Origin of the sequence: Actinoplanes sp. NPDC026619 (genome assembly GCF_040638295.1) — a bacterium.
Taxonomy (GTDB): domain Bacteria; phylum Actinomycetota; class Actinomycetes; order Mycobacteriales; family Micromonosporaceae; genus Actinoplanes.
Map to the genome: position 1 here is coordinate 41399 of NZ_JBEZYA010000017.1, position 15323 is coordinate 56721.

16 protein-coding genes are annotated in these 15323 nt (G+C 71.3%); 8 read left to right on the forward strand and 8 right to left on the reverse strand.

Annotated elements, in window-relative coordinates:
• The first annotated feature begins 39 nt into the window (after positions 1 to 39).
• Together AB0E90_RS31860 and AB0E90_RS31865 are read left to right on the forward strand one after the other, a co-directional pair.
• A complete protein-coding gene (locus tag AB0E90_RS31860; RefSeq protein ID WP_360414195.1) occupies positions 40 to 1185 on the forward strand; it encodes a nitric oxide synthase oxygenase in 1146 nt (381 codons plus the stop codon).
• 19 nt (positions 1186 to 1204) lie between these two features.
• The gene (locus AB0E90_RS31865) at positions 1205 to 1597 is read left to right on the forward strand and encodes a VOC family protein (protein ID WP_360414198.1); all 393 of its coding nucleotides are present in this window, start codon (positions 1205 to 1207) and stop codon (positions 1595 to 1597) included.
• Here AB0E90_RS31865 and AB0E90_RS31870 read toward each other — a convergent pair.
• The 4 genes from AB0E90_RS31870 to AB0E90_RS31885 are packed head-to-tail and all read right to left on the reverse strand — an operon-like array spanning position 1587 to position 4886.
• Entirely contained in the window at positions 1587 to 2303 is a 717-nt protein-coding gene (locus AB0E90_RS31870; protein ID WP_360414201.1) for a class I SAM-dependent methyltransferase, read from the reverse strand. The two genes, AB0E90_RS31865 and AB0E90_RS31870, sit on opposite strands and share 11 nt — an antisense overlap.
• Positions 2303 to 2920: an RNA ligase family protein gene (locus AB0E90_RS31875; RefSeq protein ID WP_360414204.1), complete on the reverse strand. Its 618-nt coding sequence runs from the start codon at positions 2918 to 2920 to the stop codon at positions 2303 to 2305. Before AB0E90_RS31875 ends, AB0E90_RS31870 begins: the two co-directional genes overlap by 1 nt.
• 2 nt (positions 2921 to 2922) lie before the next feature.
• Positions 2923 to 3819, reverse strand: coding sequence for an AAA family ATPase (locus tag AB0E90_RS31880; RefSeq protein ID WP_360414207.1), 897 nt, complete (start codon positions 3817 to 3819; stop codon positions 2923 to 2925).
• Positions 3816 to 4886, reverse strand: a complete 1071-nt coding sequence (locus AB0E90_RS31885) for an RNA ligase (protein ID WP_360414210.1) — start codon at positions 4884 to 4886, stop codon at positions 3816 to 3818. Before AB0E90_RS31885 ends, AB0E90_RS31880 begins: the two co-directional genes overlap by 4 nt.
• 212 nt (positions 4887 to 5098) lie before the next feature.
• Here AB0E90_RS31885 and rpmE point away from each other — a divergent pair, with 212 nt between their 5' ends.
• Entirely contained in the window at positions 5099 to 5323 is a 225-nt protein-coding gene (rpmE, locus tag AB0E90_RS31890) for a 50S ribosomal protein L31 (protein WP_203801071.1), read from the forward strand.
• A gap of 76 nt (positions 5324 to 5399) precedes the next feature.
• Complete coding sequence (gene prfA / locus AB0E90_RS31895) at positions 5400 to 6491, forward strand: peptide chain release factor 1 (RefSeq protein WP_360414214.1); 1092 nt, start codon at positions 5400 to 5402, stop codon at positions 6489 to 6491.
• On the opposite strand, the gene AB0E90_RS31900 is transcribed toward prfA, so the two are convergent.
• The 3 genes from AB0E90_RS31900 to AB0E90_RS31910 are packed head-to-tail and all read right to left on the reverse strand — an operon-like array spanning position 6475 to position 10612.
• Complete coding sequence (locus tag AB0E90_RS31900; protein ID WP_360414690.1) at positions 6475 to 7785, reverse strand: PQQ-binding-like beta-propeller repeat protein; 1311 nt, start codon at positions 7783 to 7785, stop codon at positions 6475 to 6477. The two genes, prfA and AB0E90_RS31900, sit on opposite strands and share 17 nt — an antisense overlap.
• A gap of 2 nt (positions 7786 to 7787) precedes the next feature.
• The gene (locus tag AB0E90_RS31905) at positions 7788 to 9110 is read right to left on the reverse strand and encodes a PQQ-binding-like beta-propeller repeat protein (protein WP_360414216.1); all 1323 of its coding nucleotides are present in this window, start codon (positions 9108 to 9110) and stop codon (positions 7788 to 7790) included.
• Complete coding sequence (locus AB0E90_RS31910) at positions 9107 to 10612, reverse strand: GGDEF domain-containing protein (RefSeq protein WP_360414219.1); 1506 nt, start codon at positions 10610 to 10612, stop codon at positions 9107 to 9109. Before AB0E90_RS31910 ends, AB0E90_RS31905 begins: the two co-directional genes overlap by 4 nt.
• 82 nt (positions 10613 to 10694) lie before the next feature.
• On the opposite strand from AB0E90_RS31910, the gene prmC reads away from it, so the two are divergent.
• Genes prmC through AB0E90_RS31930 form a run of 4 tightly spaced genes read left to right on the forward strand, consistent with a single transcriptional unit; the run spans position 10695 to position 13812 of the window.
• A complete protein-coding gene (gene prmC, locus AB0E90_RS31915; protein WP_360414222.1) occupies positions 10695 to 11558 on the forward strand; it encodes a peptide chain release factor N(5)-glutamine methyltransferase in 864 nt (287 codons plus the stop codon).
• 37 nt (positions 11559 to 11595) lie between these two features.
• Positions 11596 to 12285 carry an L-threonylcarbamoyladenylate synthase gene (locus AB0E90_RS31920; RefSeq protein WP_360414692.1) on the forward strand — a complete coding sequence of 230 codons (690 nt, stop codon included), beginning with the start codon at positions 11596 to 11598 and terminating at the stop codon, positions 12283 to 12285.
• A gap of 1 nt (position 12286) precedes the next feature.
• The gene (locus AB0E90_RS31925) at positions 12287 to 12880 is read left to right on the forward strand and encodes a phosphotyrosine protein phosphatase (protein WP_360414225.1); all 594 of its coding nucleotides are present in this window, start codon (positions 12287 to 12289) and stop codon (positions 12878 to 12880) included.
• On the forward strand, positions 12877 to 13812 hold the full coding sequence (locus AB0E90_RS31930; RefSeq protein ID WP_360414228.1) for an L-threonylcarbamoyladenylate synthase: 936 nt from the start codon (positions 12877 to 12879) through the stop codon (positions 13810 to 13812). Before AB0E90_RS31925 ends, AB0E90_RS31930 begins: the two co-directional genes overlap by 4 nt.
• Here the strand turns inward: AB0E90_RS31930 and AB0E90_RS31935 are convergent.
• Positions 13805 to 15259: an SDR family oxidoreductase gene (locus AB0E90_RS31935; protein ID WP_360414231.1), complete on the reverse strand. Its 1455-nt coding sequence runs from the start codon at positions 15257 to 15259 to the stop codon at positions 13805 to 13807. The two genes, AB0E90_RS31930 and AB0E90_RS31935, sit on opposite strands and share 8 nt — an antisense overlap.
• Positions 15260 to 15323: the final 64 nt, after the last annotated feature.

Here is a 15323-nt window from a genome sequence, read left to right on the forward strand (position 1 = left end):
TTTCCGAGTACCACTCGGCTCACCGTGGGAGGCAACCCGATGATCGTGCCCGGCTACCGGGACCATCCGACCGAGCCGTGGGATCCGAGCGCTCCGGTCGACCCGGCCGAGGCCGACGATTTCCTCCGCCGCTGCTACCTGGAGAACCCCCGGCTCGGCCCGGTCGAACCCCGGCTGGCCATCGTCCGCGCACAGATCGCCGCGACCGGCACCTACGTGCACACCACCGAGGAACTCGCCCACGGCGCCCGGATGGCCTGGCGCAATGCTTCGCGCTGCATCGGCCGTCTCTACTGGCGCAGCCTGATGGTCCTCGACCGGCGCCGCGCCCGCACCGCCGACGAGATCTACTCGCTGCTCGTGCACCACCTGTTGACCGCGGCGGGCAACGGGCAGCTCCGGCCGGTGATCAGCATCTTCGCGGCGGCCCAGCCCGGACAGCCGTACGCGCGGGTGTGGAACGAGCAGTTGATCCGCTACGCCGGCTATCGCGGCGCGGACGGGCGCACGATCGGCGACGCGCGGCAGATCGATTTCACCGCCGCGATGCGCGGCTACGGCTGGCGGGGCAAGGGCGAGGACTTCGACGTGCTTCCGCTGGCAATCGAGACACCCCACGAGGGGGTACGCCTTTACGAGCTGCCCGAACGCGCGGTCCGGGAAGTTCCGATCGGCCATCCCGAGTACGGCTGGTTCACCGAGCTGGGTTTGCGCTGGCACGCCGTACCGGCGATCTCGAACATGCGGCTCACCATCGGCGGGGTGCACTACCCGCTCGCGCCGTTCAACGGCTGGTACATGGGAACCGAGGTCGGCGCGCGCAACCTCGCCGACGCCGGCCGCTACGACATGCTGCCGGTGGTCGCCGCGCGGATGGGACTGGACACCAGCCGGGAGTCGACGCTCTGGCGGGACCGCGCGCTCGTCGAGATCAACCGGGCGGTGCTCTGGAGCTTCGAGAAGGCCGGCGTGAAGATGTCCGACCACCACACCGAGTCGCAGCGGTTCATCGCGCACCTCCGTAACGAGGAGAAGGCCGGCCGCCCGGTGCCGGCCGACTGGTCGTGGATCGTCCCCCCGATGTCCGGCAGCCTCACCCCGGTGTTCCACCGCTACTACGAGGAGATGGACCTGCGTCCCGCCTTCTACCTCGACGACAACCGCTGCCCCCACGGCCACGGCTGAAATACGGGATCATGCGGGCATGACTTCGTTCATCTCGCACACGACGGTGGATTGCACGGACGCTTACGCGCTGTCCAAGTGGTGGGAGAAGGTGCTCGGCTACGCCGAGAACCCGGCCGACCCCAACCTCCCCGGCCACGAGGAATGCCCGATCACCAGCCCGGACGGGTCGCACACGGTGCTTTTCATCGAGGTGCCGGACGTCAAGCAGGGGAAGAACCGGATCCACTTCGACCTGCGCCCGGTCGAGGGCAGCCGGGACGACGAACTGGCCCGGCTCGTCGAGCTCGGCGCCAAGCCCATCGACGACCTGCGCAATCCGGACGGCACCGGCTGGGTCATGCTCGCCGACCCGGAGGGCAACGAGTTCTGCATCCTGCGCAGCCGCGAGGAGCTGGCCGCTACGTCTTGACCGCGGTCACCAGCAGGGTCGGCAGCCACGGGCCGCCCCACCACATCCGCCACCCCAGCGACCGGATCGCCGGCGCCAGGCCGCGTTCGGTCAGATGGGCCTGATAGGACTTCGCGGCGCTGATGTCGGCGATCACCAGACGACCGCCGGGGCGCAGCACCCGCAACGCCTCGTCGAGCGCGGTCCGCCGCCCGCGCGCCGGGTGGATGTTGTGGATCGCCATGCTGGCCACGACCAGGTCGAAGGAGTCGTCGGGGTAGGGGAGCGCGGTCATGTCGGCGGTGTCGAGCGAGACCCGCCCGGCGACCCCCTCGGCGGCCGCGTTCGCCGTCGTCACCTCGGGCGCGTTGCCCGACTGGTCGACCGAGCGCCACAGGTCGGCGCCGGTGACATGGCCCTGCGGCAGGCGCTTCGCCACCGCGATCAGCACCGCGCCGCGGCCGCAGCCCAGATCGAGCACCCGCTCGTCGCCGCGCAGGCCGAGATCGTCGAGGATCTCCGCCCACACCGCGAACTTGCCCCGCTTCGTGGTGTGCAGGTAGAGCGCGGCGCTGCCGGCGAGGTAGACGAACACCGCGGCCGGCCAGAGCGCCCACCAACCGGCGTTCACGGCGGTCAGGATCGTGCCCGGAATCAGCAGCACCGCCCCGGACACCAGCCCGAACAGGGCGGGTGGGGCGTCGACGCCATAGCGGGCCCGGGACATCAGGCGAACTCGTTCACGGCGAAATCGTCGCGATGGCGCCACGCGGCGTCGGTGCGGACATGTTCGGCGCGGACCCACTTGAGCAGCCGATGGGAGAACTCGGCCGCGGCGATCCGGCCGGCCGCGCGCACCACATACCCCTCGGAGCTCTCCTCGGTGCGCTGCGTCGCCCAGGCGGCGCGCGCCTCGGAGAGGCTGCCGCCGCGGTAGAGCACCGGAACCACCGGCAGCTCCAGCCGGCGTGCCCAATCGACCGTGTCGTCCCAGCCCAGCAGCGTGTCCGTCTCGTCCCAGATGCCGAAGACGATGAACACGCCGGGCAGATCGGAGTAGGCGATGCTGCGTCGCGCCCACATCGACTCGCCGCACACCCGCCAGTCGTCCGGGATGCGGTACGCGGTCATCGCCCACAACGCCTTCGCCGGCCGGTCCCACGGGTGGGTGCCGGAATCCGGCGAACGAGCGAACATCGAGTCGCGCGTGAACGTCAGGTTGCCGCCGTCGAGTTTCTCCGTCACCACCAGCTCACCGTCCAACCAGGACAGATCGTGCTGCACCTTGTCGTCGGCGGTCGCTCCCGGCGAATCGGGCAGGTGGAAGGTGCGTGGGTACTTCAAGGTCAGAAGTCTCCCTCCGCAACCTGGAACACGGTGAGCCCGAGCGCCCGCCACATGCGTACCACCTGTTGCCGGTCGTCGAAAACCCCTGCGACCCGCCACCGATCGCGGATCTCGCGATCGAAGATCTCGCGCTTCACGATCGCGTCCTTGCGGCTGTCGCCGGCCGGGCGCATGAACAGCGCCTCGTACGGCACGCTGACGTACAACTCCAGCCAGGCCTCGGTCTCGGCGCGGCACACCTCGTCGCGCCCGGAGCAGAAGACGATCGCGTAACCGGCCGCGTGCATGGCCCGCACCGCCGAGATCACCGCCTGGTTGGGCGCGTCCGAACCGACCCGGCCCCAGTCGTACGGGCTGCGGCCGGCCATCAGCGCCACGGTGCCGTCGATGTCGACGAGGACCGCCTCGGGAAGCGCCGGATCGGGGTTGTAGACCAGACCCGGACCGCCCGGCTCGACGAACGGCACCGGCAGCGGCAGATTCTTGCCGGCCAGATAGCGCTCGTGCATCCGGCGGATGCCGGCCTCGCCGACCCGCTCGGTCTCCGGCCGGTCGGCGTCGCGGCGCAGGCACTCCTCCAGCGGCACGTCGGTGAAGTCGTGCACCTCGAACGTCGCGCCGTGCCGGGCGGCCAGCTCGGCCCACTCGCGCACGGTCTTGGACCGCAGGTTGGTGTCATCGACGATCACGTCGGCGTGCGCCCGCAGCAGCGCCTCGACCGCGGCCCGCTGCGCATGCGTCACCTGCGCCTCGGCCCACTGCGTGTAGAGCCGGTCGCCGTGCAGCATCCGCCGCAGGTCGTCCCGGTTGACCCGGACCACCCGGGGCTGCAGCTTGCGGGCAAAGGTGGTCTTGCCCGAGGCCGGCAGCCCCCGGGTGATCAGCAGTCTCGTCATTCCTCGGTCACCTTGGTCCCCTGCGGTGTCCGGTCACCCTCCGGGCGTGCGTTCTGCCAGAGGACCGGTCGGTAGTCCTTGTCGTCGAGTCGCAGGAACAGCGCGCCCCGGTGCTCGTTGCGCACCGCCGCGGCCGCGAACTCCTTGCGAGTCCAGCCGTCCGGCAGCTCCGCCAGGATCGTGGCATAGGCGGCCTCGATCGCGACGACCTGCGCCTCGACCGTGGCGGTCAGCTCGGCCGCGACGCCCCGGATCCACGGCTCGAACTCCTCCGGGAGCGGCTCGAGCAGCACGTCCAGGTCGCCGCCGTGCACCATGATGTCCCAGACCGTGCGCGCGGTGAGTCCGGTGACCAGGCGGTGCAGCCGGACGTACTCGGCGTACTTGATCTTCACGCGCTGGTCGGCGTCGGTGTAGTGGACGACCAATCCTTCCCGGCCGTCGCGCGGGGGAGCGGCGAGCGCGTCGGCGAAGGTCGGGTAGTCGAACGTCTCGACCACCGGGCCGGGCCAGTTCGGCACCGCTTCCGGGCCGTAGCTGCGGCCGGTGGCGATGTCGACCGCGCCGAGCAGCACGAGGTCGTCCAGTCCGGCGTAGTCGACCACGATCCGGTTGGCCGGATAGATGATCTCGACCAGCACGGTGAGGCCGTCCGGCGGGACGAATTCGGCATAACGCTCATTGAGCAGCTCGGTGGCGTGGATCGCCTGGTCCGAGGCGAACGAGCCGCGAGTAGCCACGGCGAAGCGGCGGCCGTCGTGGTAGACGATTCCCAGCGAGCCGTCCGACTTGTCGGTCACCCGAACTTTTCCGGTTATTTCCGGCGCATGTGCCTCATTATGGTTAAAAAACTTACGAAACGGACGCGCGACCACGCGGCCCGCGCCATCCACGATCAGGCCGCGGCAGGCGAGCGTCACCGGGTTCCAGGCGCCGGCGTACTGGCAGGCCTCGGTGTAGTTGTAGATCACCAAGGGTGCACTCGGGTGGCGCTGTAGCCGGACAAATCCGGTTTCGACCGCGGTGGTCAATTCGACCGAATCGAGGACGTCGGCGAGCAGCGTCATGGTGCCTTTCCTTCCAGTGGGAATGCCGCGAGGGCTGCTCACGTTATCGACAGCGCACCACGAAAGTCGCGCCGATTTCTCGTCCGAGAACCCGGCATGGCAGACTGGTCAATCGGCCAAGGTTCCGGTTCACGCCCGAGCCCACCGTCCTGGCGGGGCGGCGCGGTGCTGACAGCGACCCGGCGACCACATTGAGAGAGGGACCGAGAAAAATGAAGACTGGCATCCACCCGGAGTACACGGCCACCGAGGTCATCTGCTCCTGCGGCAGCACCTTCACGACCCGCAGCACCGCCAAGGGCGACGAGATCCGCGTCGAGACCTGCAGCGCCTGCCACCCGTTCTACACCGGCAAGCAGCGCGTGCTGGACACCGCGGGCCGGGTCGCGAAGTTCCAGGCCAAGTACGCGAAGGTGAACGCGGCCAAGAAGAAGTAACTGCTTCAACGACGCCCGCACCCGCTTCGGCGGGGGCGGGCGTCGTTCGTGTTTGCCACTAAAGGGGGTGCGAAACGTGAGTAACGACCGGCTGAGCTCGCTTCTCGAGGAGTACGCGGCACTGGAGAGGCAGATGGAGGACCCCTCCATCCACGCCGACCAGGCCCTGGTGCGCCGGGTCGGGCGGCGTTTCGCGGAACTCGCCCCGATCTTCGCGGCCAACGCCGAGCTGGAGGCGGCCCGCGCCGACCTGGTCGCGGCCAAGGAACTCGCGGCCGAGGACTCGGCGTTCTCCGGCGAGGTGGAGGCGGTCGCCGCCGCACTGCCTCCGCTGGAGGAGAAGCTCGGCGAGATGCTGATCCCGCGTGACCCGAGCGACGCCAAGGACGTGATCGTCGAGATCAAGGCGGGCGAGGGCGGCCAGGAGTCGGCGCTGTTCGCGGCCGACCTGCTGCGCATGTACACCCGCTATGCCGAGCGGCACGGCTGGGTGGTCGAGGTGATCGATTCGCAGGAGTCGGACCTCGGCGGCGTCAAGGACATCTCGGTGGCGGTCAAGACCAAGGGCGTGCCCGAGGGTGGCCACGGCGTCTGGTCCCGGCTCAAGTGGGAGGGCGGCGTGCACCGGGTGCAGCGCGTCCCGGTCACCGAGTCGCAGGGCCGCATCCACACCTCGGCGGCGGGCGTGCTGGTGCTGCCCGAGGCCGAGGAGGTCGAGGTGCAGATCGAGCCGAACGACCTGCGCATCGACGTGTTCCGTTCGTCCGGCCCGGGTGGCCAGTCGGTCAACACCACCGACTCCGCCGTACGGATCACCCACCTGCCCACCGGCACGGTGGTGAGCTGCCAGAACGAGAAGAGTCAGCTGCAGAACAAGGAGTCGGCGATGCGCATCCTGCGGTCCCGGCTGCTGGTGCAGGCCCAGGAGGCGGCGAACGCGGTGGCCTCCGACTCACGCAAGGCTCAGGTGCGTACGGTGGACCGCTCGGAGCGGGTGCGGACGTACAACTTCCCGCAGAACCGGATCACCGACCACCGGATCGGCTACACCGCGTACAACCTCGATCTGGTGCTCGGCGGCGAGCTCGACGGCGTGCTGGACGCGCTCGGCGAGGCGGACCGGCAGGCGCGGCTGGCCGGCGACACGGAGATCAGTCGACGACCGTGATGTCCAGCGCGCTGCCCGCCCGCGCGCAGGCCAGGTAATCGCCCGTGGTCATGCAGAAGTCGTCGATCGTGACGATCGGAACGGTGCCGACCGTGCGCTGGCTGCCGTGGTCCGGGTCGACCCGGACCACCGCGTAGCGGTCCCGCGGTTCGAGGGCCGGGCGCAGGTACATCGGCACGAGACCCCGGTCCAGGGGGTACGCCATCCGTCCGGTGAACGGCCCGCCGATCTTGGCGCCGGTGGCCGGGTCGGCCATCGAGCTCTCACCTTCCAGCGCGCCGCTGCTGACCAGCATCCGGTCGTGGCCGATCATCCAGAGATCGGCCCCGTCCGGCATCTGCCACTTCTCCGTCCCGGTCCGCGGATCATGGCCGGTGATGCCGAGCGGGCCGATGCTGCACAGCAGGTCGCCGCACGTGGTGACGTAGCCGGCATGCTCGGGCGTCCGCCACAGCGGCTGGAGATCGTCGGCGCGGTAGACGGTGGTCGTCGTGTCGATCACCTGGTCGCGTATGACCGTCAGATAGTCGCCGGCCGCGATCAGCGTGTCGGATGGCTTTCCGGCACCCACGCGCGGCAGCTGGGCGGTGTGCCGTAGTGCCCCGGTCGCGTCGTCGTAGACGCTGAGCAGGCCGCCCTTCGTGACCGTGGCGACCGAGGTGAGCCGGTCGCCGTCCTGGATCGCGGTCCACGAGGCCACGCCCGGCGTCGGGTGGTTCCAGATCTCGGCGCCGTCGGCGAGCCGGACCAGCCGCAGCCGGCTCGTGCTGCCCGGCGTGTCGTCCTCGGCGACCAGTGCGACGCCGGGGTCGGCGTAGGCGTACACCTCGCCGTTTGTCCGCCATCGCTCCGCACCGGTCGCCGTGTCCAGGGCGATCGTGGTGCCGACCGACTCGTAGAAGTTCTGGCCGCCGTCCGGGTTCTGCTCGGTGACCGCGTCCAGGTCGGCCGGTACGAGCAGGATGTTGCCGGCGGCCGAGGCGCCCCGGTCACCGACGTCGGCTCCGGCCGGAACGCTCCACCGCAGCTCGCCGGTGGTCAGGTTGTACGCCGAGACCTTGTTGCCGAGCCGTGTCATGTAGACGGTGTCGGCGGACAGCGACCAGGCCTCGCCCGGGCGTAACGGCGTCGACCAGAGCTGGCGGACCCCGGCCGGGGTGGCGCCGGCCGAGCCGGCCAGGGCGAGCACACCGACGACGGCGAGCGCGGCGAGCACCACGCGTCGCAGCCGGGGAAGATTGACCGGCATCGGCGGCGGGGCGGTGTCTTCGGTGACCTCGCCCAGGTCGATCATCGTCACCAGCCCACCGCCGTGACCACGAACTCGTGTCCCTGGTAGCAACCGAGGTAGTGCGGCACCAGCTGGCAGCGGTTCACCGACAGGGTGCTGACCGCGCCGAGCAGCTCGTGCCGGCCGGTGGCCAGGTCCCACCGGGTGATCGAGGTGTGGTCCGGCGGCTCGTGGGTGGGCCGCAGTACGACCAGGGCACTACCCGGCTCGATGGTCCACACCGTCTCGCCCTCGCTCGGCGCGCCGACCGGTTGCCCGGTGTCCGCGTCGTACAGCTGCTGGATGTTGCCTTCCTTCTGGGCCACGAGGCGGTCGGGGCCGGCCGACCAGCCGTTGCTGACGCCGTCGAGCTGCCAGCGCTTCCGGCCGGTGTCCGGGTCGTAACCGGCCACGCCGTTGCCGTCGTCGAAGCAGATGCCGGTCCCACAGGGGAACGCGAACCCGCGGCCGGTGGTGCCGGCCCGCCACACCTCGGCCAGCGTGTCGAGCCGGTAGACGCTCAGTTCGGAAGAGTTCGCCCGGGCGCGGTTCACCACCAGATGGTCCCCGGCCGGCGCAATGTCGTTGAACTCGCCGTCTCCCGGGGCGGGGTCCCACGGGATGCGCGCGCCGGCCAGCAGCGCGCCGTCGGCGAACCGGGTGACCCGGACGAACCCGTCCCGGGCCACCGTGATGATCCGGTCGGCCCGCGTGCCGGTCGTCTGGAACGCGACGGAGTCGACGCCGGGGGTGTCGTCGCTCCAGAGCACCCGCGGGGCGGCGGGGTCGAGCGTGATCAGTCGTAACCGGACGTAGACGCCGTCGGTGCCGTAGTCGACCATCAGGGCCGTGCGGTCGCTGACCAACATCGGCTCGCCCGCGGCGGTCCACCGGGCCACCCCGGTCCGGGCGTCGAGCGCGGTGGTGGCCTTGCTGAACTGGGCGTAGCGGATGTCGTCGGTCGGGGTCGCGGTCGGGTCGATGGGCAGCAGGAGCAGCCCGGCCGCGTCGGCCAGCTGGGTGTAGCCGAGTGTGCCGTCCATCGTCGTCTCCCACCGCATCTTCCCGGTGCGCAGGTCGTACGCGCTGAGGTGTGACCGGCCCGCGGTGGTCCGCTGCAGGTAGGCGGTGTCGGCGCTGAGCGTGGTGCCGTCGCTGTCGGCGATCGGCACGCTCCACAGCGGACGGATGTCCGGTGCGCCGCTGCCGTGCGCCGACCCGGTGATGCCGACCAGACAGGCCAGGGCGGTTGCCGCAATCGTGCCGCGGCGGCCGAGACGGCGGCTGAACTCGGTGGCCGGCCCCGGGTCGGGTGCCGAGTCGATCTCACCGAGTTCGATCGTGGTCATCTCGTGGGCGCGCGATTCGCGGCTGCCGCGGCCAGCGCCGCGCTGAGGGAGCGGCCGTTGGCGCCCACCTCGGACCAGCCCGCCGCGAGGCCGATCGGAGTGCCCGGAACCAGGATCTGCCAGTTTTCCGCGCTGGTGGCCGCGGCGATCCGGCGGGACACCTCGGCCGCCTGCGCCGGGCCGGCCCCGGGCAGCAGCACCACGAACTCGTCGCCGGCGAACCGGGCCACGAAGTCGCCGCGGCGCATCACCCGGTTGAGGACGCCGGCGATCCGCTGCAGCACGAGGTCGCCGCAGTGCCGGCCGTGCCGCACGTTGACCGCGGTGAAGCCGATCAGGTCGCAGACGCCGATCGCGGCCCGCTCGCCGCGTTCCAGCATGGCGCCCACGTACCGCTCCAGCTGGCGGCGGTTGGGCAGGCCGGTGAGCGGGTCGTTGAGCGTCTCGTCGCCGTACCGGTCGGCGTCGCGGCCGGTCTCCTGCGCGTCCAGCCGGGCCGCGACGCCGTCGAGGTAGCCGTCCCGCAGGCGGTCGATGCGCTGGGCGGCCAGGCGGAAGGCGTATCGGTCGGCGGCGTGCGCGGCGGCGTGGTCGCCGGCCGCGGCGTGACAGATGCTGCGCAGCCGGGCCGGCTCGGCGGCGCCGAGGATCTCGGGGGCGACCGGCACCGCGTCCAACATGGCCAGTGCCTGCTGCGGCCGGCCGGCCGCGATGCTGAGGCAGACGTGCCCGAGGTGGCTGAGGTCGCGGCTGCGGATGCTGTCGCCGCTGGCGGTGAGCCACTGGGCCGCGTTGGCCTCGGTCTCCTCGCCGAGCGCGGCCCGGCGGGCCAGGGCATAGCCGTACGCGGCTCGGCTGCCCGGCCGCATCTGGTCGGCGCCGATCGCGATGTAGCGGCTCAGCTCGGCATCGATGTCGCGCAGCACGCGCAGGCAGCCGTCGGTGTCGCCCTGATGATCGAGGGAGACCGCGTTGCGCAGCCGGATGCCGGGCGCCGCGAAGATCTCCGGCGCCAGGCCGACCGCCGCGCCGACCTGCCGGGCCTGCTCGATCGCGGTCAGCGCGTGGCCGTGAAAGCCGAGATAGGAATAGGCCATCGCCAGGTCGTGCCAGCCCCAGGCGGTTTCCCGGTCGTTGTCCTGCACCGCGGCCAGCGCCCGGGAGGCCTGCACGAGATGGGTGACGCCACGGTCCAGATTGCTCTGCAGGTGTGCGCCGAGGGCGGCGAACGCGTGCATCTGGCCGCGCAGATAGGGGTCGGGGATCTCGCGGACCGCGTTGGCGGCCGCCGTCATCGAGGTGGACAGCTCGGCGATCCGGCCCAGGTTGATCAGCGCTCCGAAGCGCTGGACCAACGCGTACGCCCGGGTGGTGGGGTCGGTCGCTACGGCGAGCACCTCGTCGAGAATCGGCAGCGCCTCGGCTGACCTCCCGTTTTGTTGCAGGTGCCCGGCACGCTTCAGCTCCACGACGTTTTCAGGGAGCTGGTCCAACCAACTCACCGGGCGCCTCCCACCGCGTGCCCGTGTATCGATGCGCCGACCCGGCCGGTCGGCGTCGCACGTGACGTTTGATGATTATGCCGTGGACTCGGACAACGAACACCCCTCCCGACATCCGGTACCTGGCGTACTTGCCCGGGCGACCGCCGAATTGGCGCGCGCCGGCGTGGAATCGCCTCGGGTCGATGCCGAGTGGCTGGCCGCCCACGTGCTGGAGATCCCTCGTGGCCGGCTGCTGCTGGCCGACGCGATGCGCACCGATGAGCTGCGCCGCTTCGAGGCGTTGGTGGCTGATCGCGCCCGGCGGATTCCGCTGCAGCATCTGCTCGGCACGGCGGCGTTCCGCCACCTCGAACTGTCGGTCGGCGACGGCGTCTTCATCCCGCGCCCGGAGACTGAACTGCTGGCCGGCTGGGGCATCGACGTCTCGCCGCCGGCCGCCGTCGTGGTCGACCTGTGCAGCGGCACCGGCGCCATTGCGCTCTCGATCGCCGAGGAGAGCAAACCCGCCGAGGTGTACGCCGTGGAGCGGTCCCCGGTCGCGTTGTCCTTCCTGCGGCGCAACGCGGCCGGCTTCCCTTTGGTTCGGGTCGTCGAAGGAGACGTCACCTCGGCGGACCTGCTGACTTTCCTGGACGGCCGGGTGGACGTGCTGCTCTGCAACCCGCCCTACGTCCCCGACGGCACCCCGGTGCCGCCCGAGGTCGCCGACCACGATCCGGCCGAGGCGGTTTTCGGCGGCGCCGACGGTCTGTCGGTGATCCGTCCGGTCATCGCGCTGGCCGGTCGGCTGCTGAAATCCGGGGGACATGTCGGAATTGAGCACGATGATGTGCACGGCGATGCTGTGCCTCAGCTGCTGCTCGAGGACGGCCGGTTCACCGAGGTGACCGCGCAGATCGACCTGACCGGACGGCCCCGCTTCGCGACCGCCCGCCGCCGCTGATCGCTACGGGCCGACACGTGGCAGACTGCACGGTGTGATGCTCTACGACTGCCGTACCACCGCGGACCGCGATCGCGGAATCGCCGCTGCCGTCGAGGCGGTCAAGAGCGGCGAGCTCGCGGTGATGCCCACCGACACGGTGTACGGCATCGGCGCGGACGCGTTCACCCCGCACGCGATCACCGCGCTGCACCACGCCCGCAGCGTCACCAACCAGGTGCCCCCGCCGGTGCTGGTCGGTTCCCGGCACACGCTCGACGGCCTGGTCTATTCGCTGCCCCGGGCGGCCCGCGAGCTGGCCGACGCGTTCTGGCCCGGCGCGCTCACCCTCTACGTGGAGCATTCACCGAGCCTGCAGTGGGACCTCGGCGACACCGGCGGCCGGATCGCGGTGCGCATGCCGCTGCATCCGGTCGCGCTCGAGGTGCTGCGCGAGGTCGGCCCGATGGCGGTGACCACGGCCAACAAGGTCGGTCAGTCCGCCCCGACGACCGCCGAGGAGGCCCGCGACCAGCTCGAGTATTCGGTGCGGGTCTACCTGGAGGCCGGTCCGGCGCACGATCCGGCGCCGAGCACGATCGTCGACGTGAGCGGCGACGTGCCCCGGGTCCTGCGGGCCGGCGCGATCCCGTTCGAGAAGCTGCGCGACGTGGTCCCCGAGCTCCTGGCTTCCGACGATCCCGGGTCTTCCGCGCCGACCGGCGCTGGTGCTGGCAGAGGGGCCTGAGGTGGCGCCCTTCACCGTTCTGCACGTCTGCATGGGCAACATCTGTCGTTCGCCGATGGCCGAGCGGCTGCTGGCCCGGGCCGTGCGCGATCGGGCCGGCGAGGTCGGCGACCAGTTGGTGCGCAGCGTGAGCGCGGGCACCGGCGGCTGGCACGAGGGCGAGGAGATGAACCCGCCGGCGGCCCGCCAGGTGCGTGCGCGCGGCGGTTCGACCACCGGCTTCGAGGCCCGCAAGCTGCGCGGCGACTTCATCGACGAGGCCGACCTGATCTTCACGGCCACCGCCGATCAATACGACTACGTGGTGGCGTTGCGCCCCGAGGCGGCGGACCGCACGTTCGTGATGGGCGAGTTCGGCCGGCTGCTGGCCGGCGTCGACGCGAGCATGCTGCCCGCGGTCGAACCGAAACCCGACTCGGTGCACGACCGTGGCGCGGCCATCGTCGCCGCGGTCCACACCCTGCGCGGCAGCGAGAGCCCGCAGCCGGGCGACGACCTCGACGACCCGTGGGGTCGCGGCGATCAGACGTTCCAGCGCATCGGCGACGAGATCGAGGACACCACGGTCCCGTTCGCCAACCTGCTGCTTCCGTGATCGTCCAACCCGACGCCGCCGGAATCGCCGAGGCGGTCGCGCTGCTCCGGGCCGAATCGGTGGTCGCGTTCCCCACCGAGACGGTCTACGGCCTGGGCGCGGACGCGTTTTCCCACCAGGCCGTCGGCGAGATCTACCGGCTGAAGAACCGGCCGTCCTGGAATCCGCTGATCGTGCACGTGCCAACGGTTTCCGCTGCGAGGGATTTGTCCGATTGCTGGCCGGGAAACGCCGACAAATTGGCCGAGGCGTTCTGGCCGGGGCCGCTGACCCTGGTCGTGCGGCGGGCCGCGCACCTCACCGGGGTGGGCGCCGACAACGACACCATCGCGATCCGGATCCCGGCCCACCCGGTGGCGCTGCGCCTGCTGGAAGCGGCCGGCCTGCCACTGGCCGCGCCGAGCGCCAACCGCTCCGAGAGCATCTCGCCGACCACCGCCGAGCACGTGATCCGCAGCCTGCCCGACGTGCCGCTGGTCCTCGACGGCGGCCCGAGCTCGTGGGGCATCGAGTCGACCGTGCTCGACCTGACCACCGACGTGCCGACGCTGCTGCGGCCGGGTGCCCTGGCGCTGCGCGCGCTGCGCGACGTGACCGGCGCGATCGCCCTGCCCGACGCGGAAACGGCCGACGGCGCCGCCCGGCCGTCGCCCGGGATGAGCAAGCGGCACTACGCCCCGCGGGCCACGCTGATCCTGGCCGAGGACGTGCACGACGTCGCGGCGGACGGCTCGGTGGGCGTGCTGAGCTACGAAGGATTCCCCGGCGACGAGATCCTCTCGGCCGATCCCCGGGAGTACGCCGCCGACCTCTACGCCGCGCTGCACCGTCTGGACGACTCGGGCGTCACCACGATCCTGGTGCAGGAACCGCCGCGGACCGAGGACTGGCTGGCCGTGCGCGACCGGCTGGGCCGGGCCGCGGCTAAGTAGCCGTCTCCGCGCCCAGGCCGATGTTGCGGGCCATCCCCTTGAAGACGATCCCGTGGAACGGCAGCACCGACGCCCAGTACGCATGCCCGGCCAGCCCGCGCGGCAGGAAGACCGCCCGCTGCCGGTAGACGCTCCGGCCGTCGCCGTCCTCGGTCGCCGTCATCTCCAGCCACGCCCGCCCCGGCACCCGCATCTCGGCCCGCAGCCGCAGCAGCTTCCCCGGCACGATCTCCTCGACCCGCCACCAGTCCAGCGCCTCGCCGACTCGCAGTCGTTGCCGGTCGCGGCGGCCGCGGCGCAGCCCGACCCCGCCGACGATCTTGTCGAGCCAGCCGCGCACCGACCAGGCGAGCGGGAACGAGTACCACCCGTTCTCGCCGCCGACGCCCTCGATGACCCGCCACAGCGACTCGACCGGCGCCTTCACCTCCTGGCAGCGCTCGTCGACGTAGACACTGCCGCCGGACCAGTCCGGATCGCTCGGCAGCGGTTCGGCGGCCGAGTCCCGCCCGGCCGCGTTCGACCAGCGGGTCTCCACGTCGGCGTTGCGTACCTTGCCGAGGGCGAACTGGACGGATTGCTCGAACCCGAGCGGTTCGATCTCCGGCGCGTACGCCGCGATGTCGTTCTCGTTGGCCACCGCCTCGTGCACCAGGCTGGCGACCAGCGGCCGGGCGATCCCGTTCGGCACCGGCGTGACCAGCCCGACCCAGAACGCCGACAGCCACGGGCTCAGCACCCGGGTCGGCATGATGATCCGGCGGCGCAGGCCGGCCACCTGCGCGTAGCGCGCCATCATGTCGGCGTAGGTGAGCACGTCCGCGCCGCCGATGTCGAAGGCGCGGTTCAGCTCGGCCGGCATGGTCGCGGCCGCGATCAGGTAGCGCATGACGTCGCGCACCGCGATCGGCTGGATCCGGTTGCTGACCCAGCGCGGGGTCACCATGGCCGGCAGCCGTTCGGTGAGGTAGCGGAGCATCTCGAAGGACGCCGAGCCGGACCCGATGATCACCGGGGCGCGCAGCACGATGGTCGGCACCCCGCTGCCGAGCAGGATCTTCGCCACCTTGGTGCGGGACCGCAGGTGCGCCGACGCCTGCTCGCCCGGCGGTGGCTCGGGGCCGCCCAGGTAGACGATCCGGCGGACACCGGCCTCGCGGCAGGCGGTCGCGAAGTTCTCCGCCGCCCGCCGGTCGAGCTCCTCGAAGTCGCGCCGCCCCAGCGAGTGGACCAGGAAGTAGGCCACGTCGACGTCGTCCAGGGCGCCGCGCAGCGATTCGTAGGAGGTCAGGTCGCCCTCCGCGATCTCGACCCGGTCGGCCCACGGGGCGTCCCGGAGCCGGGCCGCGGAGCGCGAAAGGCAGCGAACCGCGTGGCCCTCGTTGAGCAGTCGAGGGGCGAGCCGGCCGCCGATATAGCCGGTCGCACCGGTCACCAAGCAGCGCATAACCGAAGTGTGCCCGCTACCGGAGTGCTTTACGCCATATGCTCGATTCTGGCGACGCTGCCAC